Raw genomic sequence first — 14,421 nt, 5'->3', positions numbered from 1 at the left:
CACGGGAGACACCTACATGTCCGTGACCACCCTGCCCCGCCACCCCCTCACCGGCCTCACCGCCGTGGGGTGGCGCCGGCCCCGCCCCGGCGAGGACCCGCTCACCCGCTACCCCATCTGGCCCGTCCTCGGCGCAGCCGACGACGACGGCGACAACGACCAGGACGACGACGGCGGAGACGACGACGAGGACGACGGCGGGAACGACGACGGCCAGGGCGACGAGGACACCACCGACTACAAGGCCGAGGCCGAGAAGTACAAGGCGATGGCCCGCAAACACGAACGCCGCGCGAAGGCCAACGCCGGCTCCGCAGCCGAACTCGCGAAGCTCAAGCGGGAGGGGATGAGCGAGACGGAGAAGAGCGTGGCCGAGGCAGTGGCCGCCGCCCGCGCGGAGGAGAAGACCCGCGCCGGCGTCCGTGTCGCCCGCTCGACATTCCTCGCCGCGGCGGCCGGGAAGATCGCCGACGCGGCGGGCATCGCCGACGACCTGCGCCTGAACACGTACGTGGACGACGACGGCGAGGTGGACGAGGACGCCATCACCGAACTGGTGGGCCGCCTTGTCAAGGCCGCGGCGAAGAGTGGCACCGACACCGGCGACGGGGACGACGGCCAGGACGGCGCCGACACCGGCGTCAGGCGCCGGCGGCGCCAGGGCGGCGGATTCAACCAGGGCGCCGGCCGCCGCCGCGAGACCGGCGGCACTCTCGCCGAGGGCGCCGAAATGTACAAGAAACTCCTCGGCGGCCAGAACTGATCCAGGAAGGGATCTCATGGAACTCAGTATCAAGACGGACACATTCGGAACCGATGACCAGTCGTGGCTCGGGTCCGCGCACGGCACCGATTCCACGGAAACGGTCGTGCTCGACACGTCGCTGTTCACCCCGGCAACGCATTACCCGTCCGGGTTTTTCAAGTCGGGCATTGCCCTGGGGCAGATCACCACCGGGGGAAAGTTCGGCCCCTACGACAACGCGGCGGCGGACGGCAGGGAAAAGCTCGTCGGGTTCCTGTTCTCGGCTGTGGCCGCTCCCGCCGTGAACACGCTCGACCCGTCCGGCGCCATGCTGACGCATGGCAAGGTTCGGGAATCCCGTCTCCCCGTCGCCGTGGACGCCGCGGGTAAGGCCGACGTCGCCGGGGCCATCCGGTTCGTCTGAAAGGCAAAGCACCATGGGAAATGACTGGACCCTTTCCACGCAATTCATCAAGCCGACATTGCTCACCGGGCTGATCCGCGAGGCACTGAGGGATCTGCAGACGAATAAGTTCACCCTGTCCCGGTGGCTCCCGAATGTGCCGGTGAACGACATCACCTTCGAGTTCAAGAAGGGTGGCGGCGGGCTGGCGGAATCCGCCTCGTACCGTTCCTGGGACGCCGAATCGAAGATCGGCCGCCGGGAAGGTCTCGCGAAGATCATGGGCGAACTCCCGCCCATGAGCGAGAAGATTCCGCTGAACGAGTACGACCGCCTCCGGATGCGGAAGATGAACGACGCCGACGCGCTGCCGTTCATCGCCCGGGACGCGAAGCGGCTGGCGGAGAACATCGCCGCCCGTCTCGAAGTCGGACGCGGGGGCGCGCTGGTGAACGCCGCGGTGGCCATCCCGGAACTGAAGACGACCGTCGACTTCGGCCGCACCGGAGCGCATTCGGTGGTCGCCGCGATCCTGTGGACGAACTACGCGACCGCGCGGCCGCTCGCCGACCTGGCGTCATGGAAGCGCACCTACACGAACACCAACGGCCAGGCGCCGGCGGCCATCCTCATGTCCGAGGTCGCGTTCGCCCACATGATGCAGTGCGAGCAGGTCATCCGTCAGGTGTACCCGTTCGCCACGGGCCCGAACTTGCCGATGGTCACCGCCGACCAGATCGACACCATCCTGAAGTCCATGCGTCTGCCTCCGATCGAGCTCTATGACGCGCAGGTCAAGGTCGACGGCGTCGCGACCCGGATCACGCCCGAGAACTCGATCGCCTTCCTGCCGCCGCCGGGTGCCAGCACCGCGGAGGCACCGACCGACCTCGGCGCCACACTGCTCGGGGTCACGGCCGAATCCCTGGAGGAGGACTACGACCTGCAGCCGGGCGATCAGCCCGGCATCGTCGCCGGCCAATGGAAGACGAAGGACCCCATCAGGATCTGGACGCACGCTGCCGCGGTCGGAATCCCGATCCTGCGCGAACCCAACCTCACCCTGAAGGCACAGGTGATCGCATGACCCGCCGCCGGCTGATCGCCCACGTCCACATCGGCGGCCGGGTGTACGGGCCGGATGACCCGGTCCCGGCCGAGGTCGCCCGCCAGATCGGCGCCCACGCCTGGACCACCGACCCGGACCCGGGTACGGAGCCGGGTACGGATGTACCCGAGCCCACGGACCCGGGTACGGCGGACTCCGCCCCCGGCAAGGCGGGCTCCGGGCCGGGTACGGGCCCGGGTACGCCCGGGTACACGGAGCCGGGTACGGACGTACCCGGCCTGACCGGCCCGGATACAGGGCCGGACCCCGCCCCGGGTACGGGCCCGGGTACGGCGGACCCCGGGTACTCCGGCCCGGGTACGGAGCCGGGTGCGGAGCCGGGTGCGGATGTACCCGGGCCCGTACCCGGGGACGCGGTGGCGGGTACGGACGCACCGGCGGCGCCGCCGCGCTCCGGTCCGGGCAGCGGCGCCGCGGCGTGGCGCCAGTACGCCGCGGCCCTGGGCGTGGATCTGGATCCGGCGACGGGCCGGGACGACGCGATAGCCGTCCTGGCCGCGCGCAACCTGATCGAGGAGTGACCGTGGCCGCGTTCGCCGCGTTCGCCACGATCGAGGAGTACGAGGCGCGCGCCGGCACTCTCACTGAGCCGCGCCGGGGTCAGGCCATTGCCTATCTGACGGACGCGTCCGCGCTGATGCGGGGCAAGATCCCGGCGGGTTTCAGCCCGGACCCGGACACGCTGCGCGCCATCTGTATCGCGGTGGTCCGCCGTGTCATGGCCAACCCCGGCGGGTACCGGCAGCGCACCATCGGCCGGTATTCCGAGACCCTCGGGGAGGACGGCGGGCTGTATCTGACCGCCGGGGAGATCGAGCAGCTGCAGCCGACCGAGGCCGACCCGGACTCCGATGCCGCCTACACGGTCGGCCTGGCCGACCAGGGCCTGCCCGGATGGGTGGCCGACCCGGCCGGCTCCGGCGGGTGGCGGCGGTGATCGATGACGGGCTCCTGCCGCATCTGGTGGAGGTGGAGAGCCCCGGCTCGCGCACCGACCCGTACGGCAACACGCTCCCGGACTGGACGGCATCGGCCCGGGCCCCGGTCCGGGGATGGATGCAGCAGGAGTCCGCGGCAGAGGACACCGACCAGCGGAACGCGCAGATCAGCACATGGCTGCTGATCTGCAACCCGTGGACCACGACCGGGGATCCGCTGACCGTCCACGGCCGGGACCGCGTGCACTGGGGCGCCCGCCGGTTCGAAGTGACCGGGCCGCCCGGGCCCGAGTACGAGCCGGGCGGACTGCACCACTACGAAATCCAGCTCCGGGAAGTACACGGATAGGCAGGAGACAGTCCATGGCCGGATTCCGGCTCACCCCCAACCGCCGCAACATCGCCTCGTTCCTGCGCGCTCCGGGGACGCGGCGCGTCATCGACACCACGACCCGGGACGTCGAAGCCGCCGCCGCCGTCGCCGCCGCCGAACCGGCCGCGGGGCAGATGCGGACCGATCTGACCGACGAGGCGCACCGTGTGCGCGGCGCGGTGATCGGCGACTACGCGACCGCGGATCCGGAGAAGTCCCGGCGGGCGCTCCTGCGGGGCCTGGACGCGCGCCGCACATGAGCGCGCCGCCCGTGGCCATGCCGGACGCGGTGGCCATCGGCTGCGGCTACCTGCGGGCCGCGCTCCTCGCCCGCGGCACCACCGCACCGGTCGGCACCCGGGTCCCCGACCCCCGTCCCATCCGGTTCGTACGGATCGAGCGTCTTCCCGGAGTTCAGCTGACGGTCGTGCACGACCGGCCCCGGCTGGACGTGCACTGCTGGGGCGCCGACGAGGCGGACGCCGCCGCGCTCGCGGCCGAGTGCCGCGCCATCCTCGGCGCCGCCCGCGGCACCTTCGGCGCCACCGTCCTGGCCCGTCCCCGCACCGGCGGCCCGGGGTGGCTCCCCGACCCCGTCAGCGGCCAGGCGCGCTACGCGTTCACCTGGGACATCACCCTGAGAGGAACCCCCCTTTGAGAATCACTTTCGCCTATCCGCGCACTCTCGCGGACGGCTCCACACACATGCCCGATGACACCGCGGACGTGCCCGACGACGAGGCGCGGCAGCTGCTGGTCGACGGGTTCGCCCGCGCGGCCGGCCCCGCTCCGGCCCGCACCGCGTCCAAGCCCACGGCCGCCGGCCGCTCCGAGAAAGGCGACTGATCATGGCAGGAAACACCGCCAACCCCCGTCTGTGGGAGGGGGCCGACCTGTATGTCGGGCCGGTCGGCACGACCGCCCCGACGGATGTGGACACCGCCCTGGCCGCCGCGTGGAAAGCCGTCGGCCTTCTGTCCGAGGACGGCGCGTCCGAGACCCGGGATCAGGACTCCACCGACCACTACGCGTGGGGCGGGATCCTGGTCAAGACCACCCGCAGCAAGCACAAGCGCCAGATCAAGATCACCTGCCTCGAAGACAACCTGATCGTTTTCGGGCTGGTCAACCCCGGGTCGACGGCCGCGACCACGACCGGCACCACCACCCGCACGGTCAAGGTCCCGACCGCCGACCCGCGCGCGTTCCTCCTGGAGCTCACCGACGGCGGGGTGAAAAAGCGCCGGCTGATCCCCAAGGGCGAGGTGGATGAGGTGGCCGAGGTGACCCTGTCGGACTCCGAACTCACCGCGTATGAGCTGACGATCACGATCTACCCGGCCGCGGACAAGACCCTGTACATCGACATCACCAACGACCCTCAGGCCGTCACCCCGTGACGCTCCGGCCGTGTCGGCACGCCCGCACGGCGTGTGCACGGCACGGCCCCGCACACCCCCTTTCCCTGCCCCGCATCTCTGAACGGAGCCCCTTTCCATGGCACAGCCGAAGAACGCCGCTCACAAGCGGCCCGACGACCAGCCTTTCGATTTCGACCTGGACGCGGTGAAGGCCGAGGTGGCTCTCACCCCCTGGGTCATCAAGCACGGCGGCCAGCGCTGGAGCTTGGCTCACGCGCAGGATCTCGATGTCATGCCGCTGATGAAGGCGGCCCGGGGCGGCGATGCCGAGGCCGTCATCGGGACCATCCGTGCCGCCCTGGGCGACCAGTGGCCCGCCTTCGAAAAGATGGGCCTGAAGGGTTACAAGGCACAGGCGCTCTTCGATGGGTATCAGAAGCACTGCGGGATAGTGCCGGGGGAATCGGACGCCTCGTCGGGCTCCTGAGCGAGCACGGCGAGGCCGTTGAGGCGGACCTGCGGCAGTACTACCAGGTACGCCTCAGTGATCTTTTCCGCCCGGGGGCGCTGACATGGCGTGAGCTCGGGGTCCTGATCCGGCAGCTGCCCGGTGAGGCCCGCACCCGTCTCGCCCTGGGCGACCACACCGGTCTGTGGGGCCTGGCCGAACATCTCCAGGCCATCCAGATCGATGAGCTCCGCGGCGCGAACTGGCAGCGGGCCAACTCCGGTCTGAAGAAACACGATCAGTCCAAGCCCCCGACCGCGTTCCCGCGGCCCGGGGTGGACAAGCCGCGCCGGACCATCACCGCCGCGGCGCTCCTTGATCACCGCGAGCGCACCCGCGCGCACGCGGCAGCGGCCTGACCGTGTGACGTCGCCGCCCAACCCCCACTGGAAGGGCGGGATCCGTCATGACCACATCCGCTGTTGAGGTAGGGGTCGGCTACGTCTCGATCGTGCCGTCCGCGCGCGGTTTCGCCCAGGCTCTTCAGGACCAGATCGGCCGGCCGACCGTCCAGGTGGGCGCGGAGCTCGGCGAGCAGGCCGGACAGGCCACCGGCCGCAACATGCTCGGCTCCCTCGGGTCCGTCCTGAAGGCCGGTATCGGCGCGGTCGCGGTCGGGGCCGGTGTGCTGTTCGTCGCCGGTTTCAATCAGGCGGTCGAGCAGGGGAAGTCCAATGCCCGCCTCGGGGCGGCGCTTTCGCTCTCCCCCAAGGAATCCGCACGGCTCGGGAAGATCGCGGGCAGCATTTTCGCGAAGGGCTACGGGGAGTCCATCGATCAGATAAACGACTCCCTGAAGAGCCTGACACAGAACAGCGTCGTCGCTTTGAGCGCGCCGAAGAAAGAGATAGCGGCGCTCTCCAAATCGGCGCTCAATCTTTCGGAAACCTTCCGGGCCGATGTGGGACTCTCGGCGAAAGCGGCCGGGCAGCTCATCAAGACCGGCATGGTCGCCAACGCGACCGAGGCTTTCGACCTGATCACGCGGGGTTTCCAGCGCGGGGCCGACAAGTCCGGTGACTTCCTTGACACGCTGAACGAGTACAGCACTCAGTTCCGTGATCTGGGGCTGAACGGAAAGCAGGCCGTCGGTCTGCTCTCACAGGGCCTGCAGGGCGGTGCGCGGGATGCGGATATCGTCGCCGACGCCCTGAAGGAATTCGCGATCCGCGCGAAAGACGGATCGGACACCACTGCCGAGGGATTCAAGACCATCGGTCTGAATGCCTCGGCGATGGCGCAGACGTTTTCCAAGGGCGGGCCGCAGGCCGCCGCCGCGCTGGACAGTGTGTTTGACCGGCTGCGCGCCATCCCGGACCCGGCGAAAAGGTCTCAGGCCGCCATTCTGCTGTTCGGCACGCAGGCCGAGGATTTGCAGCAGAGTTTGTTCAGCCTGGACCCGTCCAGCGCGGTGAACACCCTGGGAAAGGTGGAGGGTGCCGCCGACGCGATGGGAAAGACCCTGCACAACACCTCCACCAATCCGTTCACGGTGTTCCGGCGTCAGGGTTTGCAGAGCCTGACCAATTTCATCACGCGCGAAGTGCTCCCGACTGTCGGCCGGTTCGGTTCGTTCCTGCTGTCCGATGTGCTGCCGCCGGTCCTGACGGCCGGCCGCGGGGTCGCGGCCGTCCTGGTCCCGGCCGTCCGTCTCGCCGCCGCCGCGTTCCTGGGCGGGGTGCGGTGGCTGCGGGAGTACGGCGCCTGGCTCCTGCCGGTCGGTGTCGCCGTCGCCGGACTCACCATCACCCTCAACGCCTCCGCGATCGCGACCGCCGCGGTGACGGCCGTGTTCGCCCTCTACCGGGGTGTGCTCCTCGCGGCCGCGGCGGTCACCCGCGGCTACGCCATCGCCCAGGGCATCCTCAACGCGGTGATGACCGCCAACCCGATCGGGCTCATCATCACCGGCATCGCGGCCCTGGCGACGCTCCTCGTCGTCGCCTACAACAAGAGCGACACGTTCCGCGGCATCGTCCAGGCGACGTGGGCCGGGATCCAAGCCGGATGGTCCATGCTGTGGAACGGTTTCCTGAAGCCCGGGTTCGGGCTTCTGATGACCGGCCTGAGGGCGATCGGGGCGGCCGGTCTGTGGCTGTGGAACACGATCCTGTCCCCGGTGTTCTCCGCCATCGGCACCGCCGGGAAGATCCTGTTCACCATCCTCGCGGTGATCGTGATCGCCCCGCTGCTGATCATGTTCCGCGCTCTGGGCGCTCTGGCGTCGTGGCTGTGGACGGCGGTTCTCTCGCCGGTGTTCTCCGCGATCTGGACCGGCGCGAAAGCGGTCGGCGCGGCCGGTCTGTGGCTGTGGGACAACGGCCTGAAGCCCGCGTTCTCCGGCATCGCGACCGGTGCGGTGTGGATGTGGGACACCGTCCTGAAGCCGCTCCTCGGCGCGGCAGGGGCCGGTCTGAGGGCCCTGGGCGACGGCGGATTGTGGCTGTGGAACAACGCTCTCAAGCCCGCGTGGGACGGCATCGCGACGGGCGCGGTGTGGATGTGGGACACCGTCCTGAAGCCCATGTTCGGGCTCCTCGGCGCTGGTCTGAGGGCCCTGGGCGACGCCGGGTTGTGGCTGTGGCGCAACGCGATCAAGCCCGCGTGGGACGGCATCTCTGCCGGGGCGATGTGGCTGTGGGACAACGCCCTGAAACCCCTTTTCGACAAGGGCAAAGAGGGTGTCGCCCTTTTCGGTGCGGCGTTCGGCATCGCGAAGAAGGCGATCGAGAAAGCCTGGAATCAGGTTTCCGACGTCGCGAAGAAGCCGGTCAATTTCATCATCGAAATGGTCTACACCAAGGGCATCAAGGCGGTGTGGGACAAGGTCGCCGGATTCGTCGGCCTCGGCAAGCTGCCCGCCGCGCCGAAACTCCTCGCGGCCGGCGGCACCGTTGGGAACGGGTGGGGCCCGGCCGTACCCATGAAGGTGAACCGTCCCACGGCGATCGTCGGCGAGGGCCGCTCGCAGTACCCGGAATACGTCATCCCGACGGACCCCCGGTACCGCGGCCGGGCGCTCGCGCTGCACGCCGCGGCGGGTACCCAGCTCATGGCGCGCGGCGGGATCATCGGCGACGCGGCCGACTGGATCGGCGACAAGGCCCGGGCCATCGGCGGCGCCGTCATGTCCGGCGCCGACTTCCTCACCGACCCGGGCGCCATGTGGGAGAAGGCGACCGCGTTCATCCGGGACACGGTCAAGGACATTGGCGCGGACCCGTGGGCGCAGGCCCTGTCCCGGGTGCCGGGGAAGATGCTCGGCGGCCTGAAGGACAAGATTCTCTCTGCCGCCGGGGGCCTGTTCGGCGGCGGCGGCGGTGGCGGTGGCGGGTCGTGGGCGCGTCCGGTCGCCGGGGCCCTCGGGACCCGGTACGGGGTCCGCGGGAACATGTGGTCGTCCGGCTACCACACGGGCACCGACTTCCCCGCGCCGACGGGAACCGCGGTCCGCGCGGCGGCGGCCGGCATCGTTCAGTCGGTGCTGTCCGGCGGCCCGTACGGGCAGCACATCCGGATCCAGCACGCCGACGGACTGTCCTCCCTCTACGCGCACCTCTCCTCCATGGGGGTGCGGGCGGGGCAGCGGGTCGCACGGGGTGCGCGGATCGGCGCGGTCGGCGCGACCGGCAACACCACCGGACCGCATCTGCACTTCGAGGCCCGCCGCGGCGGCCGGACCGTCAACCCCGAGCCGCTCCTCGGCTACGCGGACGGCGGCCGCCCCCGGGCGGGTGAAATCGCATGGGTCGGAGAGCGCGGCCCCGAACTGGTCAAGTTCGGGGCGGGCGGGGCGACCGTGTGGGATCACCGCACGTCCATGCGCATGGCGCCGGGCCTCGGCGCGGGCGGTGTGCGGGGGTTCGCGGGCGGCAGCGCCGGCGCGAGGCGGGAGATTCCCGGTGACCTGGCGGCGTTCACCCGGAGCCTGACCGGGGCGGCGGCCGGGATCCGGAAAGCCGCCGCGGACCTCGCGAAAGACCTCAAGGCGGCGGGCGGGGCGGGCAAGGGATTGGCCGCCGCGGCGTTGCGGGTCTCCGGGTCGCTTCAGTCGCTCGCCGCCCGGCGGGACGCGGTGGCGGCGAGGATAGCCACCGCCCGCCAGGACGCCGCCGATCAGCGAAAGGTCGCCGCTGATTTCCTCAGCCTGGGCAACATCGGCGAACAGCAGACGGTGGGCGGGCTGATCCTGTCCCTGAAGGACCGGCAGCGCACCGTGGCCGGTTTCGAGGGGCAGATCGGGAAGCTGTCGAAGAAGGGTCTGTCACAGGATCTGATCGGCCAGCTGCGGGCCATGGGCCCGGACAGCACCCTGGCCGGGCTGGTGGCCGGAGCCACCGGAAGCCAGATCAAACAGCTCAACGCACTCGCGAAGAGCGGCACCAAACTGGCCGTGTCGTACGGCAACACGATGGCGGACGCCCTGTTCGACGCCGGTGCGGACGCCGGCGGCCGCGGGTTCCTGACCGGTCTGAAATCACAGGAGAAGGAACTCCGGGCCGAAATGGGCCGGCTCGGCGGCCATCTGGTCGCGGGCATCCGGGCGGAGCTGGGCGGCAAGAGCCCGGCGGGGCGGCAGGCCCCGCTGGCGCTGGACGCGGTGCGCGCCCAGATGCAGGCCGCCGCGGCCCGGGCCGCGGTTCCCTCACCGCGCTCGATGGCGGCACAGACGGCCGCGTCGGCCGGCCGGTCGCCGGTCGCCCCCGCAGCACCCGCCGCCCTGTCCGGTCCGGCCGGGGTGGCGGAGGGGATGAGCGTGCGGGTGTTCGTCGGGTCCGAGGAGCTGTCCCACATCGCCCGGGCCGAGGTGTACGCGGCGACGGGTGAGCTGGTTTCGATCATGGACGCGGGAGGGGGCATCTGATGCCGATACCGGGGAATCTTCTCTCTCCCGTCACGGAAGCGTGCGATCCGACCATTTCGGGCTGGACGCCGCTCCTGAACTGCACCCTGTCCAAGGGGACGCTCGGGCGGAACGGGGACGGCACCGTACGTCTCACCTCGGTTGCGGCCGGGGAGACCCGGGCCCGCACCGTGTCCTCGTACCCGGTCACTCCGGGGAGCGTCTATCAGGCGTTCGCGGACGCGTCGGGCAGTGTGGTGGCGGAGCGGATCGGGATCCGGTGGCTGACCGCCGTCACCGGGACGGAGCTGGGCATCACGTGGTCGCTCACCACCGCGGCGCCGTCGGCCGCGTGGCACCGGATCGGTGTCGCCGGCCCGGCCCCGGCGGGGGCCGCGCGCGCCCAGGTGATCCTGGCGTCCATGACCCCGGCCGCCGGCGGGGTCACGCAGGCGTTCGAGAACGTGTACCTGGGTCCGCCGCACCGCACCATCGGCAACTTGTTGCCGTTCGAGACGGAGTCGGTGGAGGTGGACGTCTCCGGCTGGACGGCGCAGGCCAACTGTGCCGTGAGCCGGACGGCTCCGGCGGTCACGTGGCCGGTGGATGCCTACCTCGCGGGCGGCCAGGTGCTCACCCTCACCGTGACCGCGGCCGGGAACGCGAACGCCCGCACCGCGTCCCGGTTCGCGGTCACGCCGGGCACGGAGTATCTGGCGTCCTGTCACCTCTCCCCGCCCACCGCCGGATCCGCGACATGGATCGAGCTCCGGTACATGGACGCGGGCGGGGCGCAGCTGTCCGCGACCCGCTCCACCCTGGCCGCGCCGGGGACCGGTTTCTACCAGCAGCGCGCCTCCGCGACGGCCCCCGCGGCCGCCGTCACGTGCGAGGTGGCGGTGGGCATCACCGGCGCCAGCGCCGGACAGGTCATGCGGGCCGAAACGGTGGCCGTGACCGTGGCGCCCCCCGTCCAGACCGGCAGCATCCTCCCCACCGCCGACGCGACGTTCGAGCAGAGTGTTGCCGGATGGACGGTGCCGACCGGCGTCGCGACGCTCGCCCGGTCCGCCCCGTGGGGAGCCGCCGCCCTGCACGGCGCGTACTCCCTCACCGTCACCTCGGCCACCGCAAGCGCAAGCGTGCTGCGCTCCGCGCGGTTCCCGATCACGGACACCGATGACAGCTATCGGGTGCGGACCGGGCAGCAGGTCACCGCCGGCGGATGGACACTCGCGGTTGGCGTGCGGTGGTACGACGCGGCCAACGCCAGTCTCGGCCTGTCGTCCTCCCCGGCCGCGGCCGCGCAGACGCCGGGGTGGTGGACGCCGTCGTGGGACACCGGTGTTCCGCCGGCCGGTGCCACGCAAGCGGCGGTGGAACTTACCCTCACGGCCACCACCACGGCGAGCGTGCTGCAACTGGACGCGGTCAGTCTGTGGCCCGCGCTGCCCCTGGTCCAGGTCGCCGTCCACCCGCAGACCGCGTCCGTGACCGTGACGCTGCGGGAACTGCCCGCGGGCCGGTGGCTGCGCCTGTCCCGGGTGACCGCCGCCGGGGCCCGGAGCCTGGTCCGCGGCCCGTCCGGCCTGTATGACGGCACCGTGCCGATCACCTCGGACACTCTGATCTGTGAGGACTACGAGGCGCCCCTGGGCGTGCCGGTGCACTACGAGGCGGAGATCGCGGACCCGGCCGGCGGCCCGTCCGAGACCCGGACCACGGACACGGTCACCATCCCGCACGACGACGTCAACGCGGGCTGGATCAAGGATCCCGCCAATCCGCAGCGCAACACGATGGTGACCATCGCGGCCCGGCCGGTGTGGACACGCCCCGTCGAACAGTCGGCGACCACGGTGAAGAACCGCCGCAACAAGATCATCCGGTCGGCGGTGCGCAACGGCCGTGAGGGAGAGCTCACGGTGTGGACCGAGTCCGATCAGGAGCGGGAGCGCCTGGACTGGCTCCTGGACACGGGGGCCACGCTGCTGTGGCAGACCGGCCCCGGTGTCGGCATCGGGAACCTGTACGTGTCCGTGGGCGCGACGACGGAGACGGGCGAGGCGCACGACGCGCAGGATCCGTTCCGTATCTGGGCGCTGCCCCTGACAGAGCAGGACATGCCCGTCACGGTGGGGGTCAACGGGTCCGCGGGCCGCACGTGGCAGGACGTCCTGGCCGAACACGCGACGTGGGCCGATGTGCTCGCCTCGTACGCGACGTGGGAGGACGTGCTCCTCAACCGCCGCCGGCCCTGAACCGCCGCCCGCCGCCCGGGCGGCGGGCCCCTGTTCCGGCCGGAGACGGCCACGCCACAGAAAGAAGGGGGTGACGGTCGTGTATCCGGTGTCGGCCAGGTTCCTCGCCCGCATCGCCGAATCCCACATCCCGGTGACCGAGGTGGTGCTGTTCACGACGGACGGCCGGGTGATCCCCCTGGACCACGGCGGCGGCCAGGTGGCCGTGGACCGCGGACAGGCGCTCCGCCGCACGTGCACCGTCACCGGATGCGATCCCGGGCTCATCCCGCTCACCCCCGCCGATGAGCTCTCCACCTACGGCGGCCGGCTGCGGATCTCCGCCGGAGTCGACTACGGCGACGGGACACGCGAGCTCGCGGCCCTCGGGGTGTTCCGCCTGGACGAAGTCTCCGGGGATCCGTCCCTCGGCCCGGCGACCCTCACCGGCAAGGCACTCGAATGCGTCATCCAGGACGACGCGTTCACCGCCCCGTACCGGGCCACCGGCACCGTCATCACCGCGATCACCGCCCTGATCCAGCGCAGCCTCCCCGGCGCGGACGTCATTGCCCAGATCTCCGACGCACCCATCGGCTCCCGCACCTGGGACACCGGCGCGGACCCGTGGGCGGCGGCGCAGGAGATCGCCGCGGTGGCCGGGGCCGAGTGCTACACCAACGGCGACGGGGCGTTCGTGATCGCGGTCCTCCCCGATCTGCTGGCGACCGACCCGGTGTGGGAGGTCGCCGCGGCCGAGGGCGGCGTCTACGTACGGGGCACCCGCAGCATGTCCGCCGCCGGAGTGAAGAACGCGGTGCTCGCCCGCGGGGAGAACGCCGCGGACGGGGTGGCGCCCGTGCAGTGGCTCGCGACCGACGACGACCCGGGCAGCCCCACCTACTGGGGCGGCCCGTACGGGCGGCGCCCCGATTTCTACTCCTCCTCCACCCTCACCACCGTGAGCGCGTGCCGCCAGGCCGCCGAACTCCGCCTGCGGGCGGCCCGGGCCCCGAACGCGCGCGGTGACTTCTCCGCCGTCCCGAACCCGGCGCTCGAACCCGGCGACGTACTGCGGGTGATCCACCCGGACGGCCTGCGCGAACTCCACCAGGTGCAGTCCTTCTCCGTGCCCCTCGGCCTGGACGGCGAGTTCCCCATCACCACCATCGGAGCGAAAGAGGACGCATGAACAACGGTCCCTCCCCGCACGCGGCGGCCCGTGACCTCGTCGCCGCGATGCGCCGGCAGACCGTCGCCGTGGGCCAGCAGACGCCCGGTGTCGCCGGCGCGACGTCCCGCCTGGCCACCGTCGCCGCCGTCACCGGCGACGGGAACATCACCACCACCGACGGCATCATCGCGCGCCGCCTGCGCGGCTACACCAACCCGGCGATCGGCGATCTGATCCGCATCGACGGGTCCCCGGCCGGAGGCTGGACCACCCCCGGACCCCTGGCACAACCCGCCACGGACGGCGCCTGGACCCCCTACACACCCTCATGGACCGCCGCCACCACCAACCCGGCGATCGGCAACGCCGCCCGCACCGGCCGCTACCGCCTCGAGGAGCGGACGTGCCACATCAGCATCCTGATCATCCCCGGCAACACGACCACCTTCGGCGCCGGCACGTATCTGTTCGGGGTGCCGTTCCCGGCCGCGGCCGACACCGTCGAATATCTCGGCACCGCCCGGCTCACCGCGGGCAGCACCTACATCGGGCAGACCGTCCTGCAGCCCGGCGCGACGGTCCTCAACGCCACCTTCCCCGCGACGGCGACCCCGGCGACCGCCGCCAACATGGCGCCCACAGCCCCGGCGACGTTCGCCTCCGGGCACAGCCTCCGCCTCTCCCTTACCTACCAGACCGCCTGAAAG

At 71.3% G+C, this 14,421-nt stretch carries 16 protein-coding genes; 15 read left to right on the top strand and 1 reads right to left on the bottom strand.

The window, feature by feature from the left end:
• The first annotated feature begins 16 nt into the window (after positions 1-16).
• The 11 genes from AAFN69_RS20935 (at position 17) to AAFN69_RS20885 (ending at position 5,436) form a co-directional block, all read left to right on the top strand.
• Positions 17-763, top strand: a complete 747-nt coding sequence (locus tag AAFN69_RS20935; RefSeq protein WP_347730132.1) for a hypothetical protein — start codon at positions 17-19, stop codon at positions 761-763.
• Positions 764-779: 16 nt separating this feature from the next.
• On the top strand, positions 780-1,169 hold the full coding sequence (locus AAFN69_RS20930; RefSeq protein ID WP_347730131.1) for a head decoration protein: 390 nt from the start codon (positions 780-782) through the stop codon (positions 1,167-1,169).
• Between the two features lie 13 nt (positions 1,170-1,182).
• Positions 1,183-2,235, top strand: coding sequence for a major capsid protein (locus AAFN69_RS20925; RefSeq protein WP_347730130.1), 1,053 nt, complete (start codon positions 1,183-1,185; stop codon positions 2,233-2,235).
• Positions 2,232-2,798, top strand: coding sequence for a hypothetical protein (locus AAFN69_RS20920; protein WP_347730129.1), 567 nt, complete (start codon positions 2,232-2,234; stop codon positions 2,796-2,798). The genes AAFN69_RS20925 and AAFN69_RS20920 overlap by 4 nt, the downstream gene beginning before the upstream one ends.
• 2 nt (positions 2,799-2,800) lie before the next feature.
• Positions 2,801-3,214: a hypothetical protein gene (locus AAFN69_RS20915; RefSeq protein ID WP_347730128.1), complete on the top strand. Its 414-nt coding sequence runs from the start codon at positions 2,801-2,803 to the stop codon at positions 3,212-3,214.
• The gene (locus AAFN69_RS20910; RefSeq protein ID WP_347730127.1) at positions 3,211-3,564 is read left to right on the top strand and encodes a hypothetical protein; all 354 of its coding nucleotides are present in this window, start codon (positions 3,211-3,213) and stop codon (positions 3,562-3,564) included. Before AAFN69_RS20915 ends, AAFN69_RS20910 begins: the two co-directional genes overlap by 4 nt.
• Before the next feature lie 14 nt (positions 3,565-3,578).
• Positions 3,579-3,848 (top strand): hypothetical protein, encoded by a 270-nt coding sequence (locus tag AAFN69_RS20905; protein ID WP_347730126.1) that lies wholly within the window; start codon positions 3,579-3,581, stop codon positions 3,846-3,848.
• Positions 3,845-4,246, top strand: a complete 402-nt coding sequence (locus tag AAFN69_RS20900; protein ID WP_347730125.1) for a hypothetical protein — start codon at positions 3,845-3,847, stop codon at positions 4,244-4,246. Before AAFN69_RS20905 ends, AAFN69_RS20900 begins: the two co-directional genes overlap by 4 nt.
• Positions 4,243-4,434 (top strand): hypothetical protein, encoded by a 192-nt coding sequence (locus AAFN69_RS20895; RefSeq protein WP_347730124.1) that lies wholly within the window; start codon positions 4,243-4,245, stop codon positions 4,432-4,434. Before AAFN69_RS20900 ends, AAFN69_RS20895 begins: the two co-directional genes overlap by 4 nt.
• A gap of 2 nt (positions 4,435-4,436) precedes the next feature.
• On the top strand, positions 4,437-4,988 hold the full coding sequence (locus tag AAFN69_RS20890; RefSeq protein WP_347730123.1) for a hypothetical protein: 552 nt from the start codon (positions 4,437-4,439) through the stop codon (positions 4,986-4,988).
• A 97-nt stretch (positions 4,989-5,085) separates the two neighbouring features.
• On the top strand, positions 5,086-5,436 hold the full coding sequence (locus tag AAFN69_RS20885; RefSeq protein ID WP_347730122.1) for a hypothetical protein: 351 nt from the start codon (positions 5,086-5,088) through the stop codon (positions 5,434-5,436).
• Here AAFN69_RS20885 and AAFN69_RS20880 read toward each other — a convergent pair.
• Complete coding sequence (locus AAFN69_RS20880; protein ID WP_347730121.1) at positions 5,382-5,780, bottom strand: hypothetical protein; 399 nt, start codon at positions 5,778-5,780, stop codon at positions 5,382-5,384. The two genes, AAFN69_RS20885 and AAFN69_RS20880, sit on opposite strands and share 55 nt — an antisense overlap.
• Positions 5,781-5,863: 83 nt before the next feature.
• On the opposite strand from AAFN69_RS20880, the gene AAFN69_RS20875 reads away from it, so the two are divergent.
• The 4 genes from AAFN69_RS20875 (at position 5,864) to AAFN69_RS20860 (ending at position 14,418) form a co-directional block, all read left to right on the top strand.
• The gene (locus AAFN69_RS20875; protein WP_347730120.1) at positions 5,864-10,321 is read left to right on the top strand and encodes a peptidoglycan DD-metalloendopeptidase family protein; all 4,458 of its coding nucleotides are present in this window, start codon (positions 5,864-5,866) and stop codon (positions 10,319-10,321) included.
• Positions 10,321-12,561, top strand: a complete 2,241-nt coding sequence (locus AAFN69_RS20870; protein WP_347730119.1) for a hypothetical protein — start codon at positions 10,321-10,323, stop codon at positions 12,559-12,561. The genes AAFN69_RS20875 and AAFN69_RS20870 overlap by 1 nt, the downstream gene beginning before the upstream one ends.
• 70 nt (positions 12,562-12,631) lie before the next feature.
• Entirely contained in the window at positions 12,632-13,732 is a 1,101-nt protein-coding gene (locus AAFN69_RS20865) for a DUF5047 domain-containing protein (RefSeq protein WP_347730118.1), read from the top strand.
• Positions 13,729-14,418, top strand: a complete 690-nt coding sequence (locus AAFN69_RS20860) for a hypothetical protein (protein WP_347730117.1) — start codon at positions 13,729-13,731, stop codon at positions 14,416-14,418. The genes AAFN69_RS20865 and AAFN69_RS20860 overlap by 4 nt, the downstream gene beginning before the upstream one ends.
• Positions 14,419-14,421: the final 3 nt, after the last annotated feature.

It is taken from the genome of Streptomyces sp. CAU 1734 (assembly GCF_039888735.1).
Lineage (GTDB): Bacteria > Actinomycetota > Actinomycetes > Streptomycetales > Streptomycetaceae > Streptomyces.
The sequence above is the reverse complement of the archived record's forward strand: the minus strand, read 5'-3'. Positions and strand labels throughout refer to the sequence as shown.

What these genes read in the sequence shown, in the direction of transcription:
- AAFN69_RS20935 (WP_347730132.1), top strand. Translation starts at nt 17, where the DNA reads ATGTCCGTGACCACCCTGCCCCGCCACCCCCTCACCGGCCTCACCGCC.
- AAFN69_RS20930 (WP_347730131.1), top strand. Translation starts at nt 780, where the DNA reads ATGGAACTCAGTATCAAGACGGACACATTCGGAACCGATGACCAGTCG.
- AAFN69_RS20925 (WP_347730130.1), top strand. Translation starts at nt 1,183, where the DNA reads ATGGGAAATGACTGGACCCTTTCCACGCAATTCATCAAGCCGACATTG.
- AAFN69_RS20920 (WP_347730129.1), top strand. Translation starts at nt 2,232, where the DNA reads ATGACCCGCCGCCGGCTGATCGCCCACGTCCACATCGGCGGCCGGGTG.
- AAFN69_RS20905 (WP_347730126.1), top strand. Translation starts at nt 3,579, where the DNA reads ATGGCCGGATTCCGGCTCACCCCCAACCGCCGCAACATCGCCTCGTTC.
- AAFN69_RS20900 (WP_347730125.1), top strand. Translation starts at nt 3,845, where the DNA reads ATGAGCGCGCCGCCCGTGGCCATGCCGGACGCGGTGGCCATCGGCTGC.
- AAFN69_RS20890 (WP_347730123.1), top strand. Translation starts at nt 4,437, where the DNA reads ATGGCAGGAAACACCGCCAACCCCCGTCTGTGGGAGGGGGCCGACCTG.
- AAFN69_RS20885 (WP_347730122.1), top strand. Translation starts at nt 5,086, where the DNA reads ATGGCACAGCCGAAGAACGCCGCTCACAAGCGGCCCGACGACCAGCCT.
- AAFN69_RS20875 (WP_347730120.1), top strand. Translation starts at nt 5,864, where the DNA reads ATGACCACATCCGCTGTTGAGGTAGGGGTCGGCTACGTCTCGATCGTG.
- AAFN69_RS20870 (WP_347730119.1), top strand. Translation starts at nt 10,321, where the DNA reads ATGCCGATACCGGGGAATCTTCTCTCTCCCGTCACGGAAGCGTGCGAT.
- AAFN69_RS20860 (WP_347730117.1), top strand. Translation starts at nt 13,729, where the DNA reads ATGAACAACGGTCCCTCCCCGCACGCGGCGGCCCGTGACCTCGTCGCC.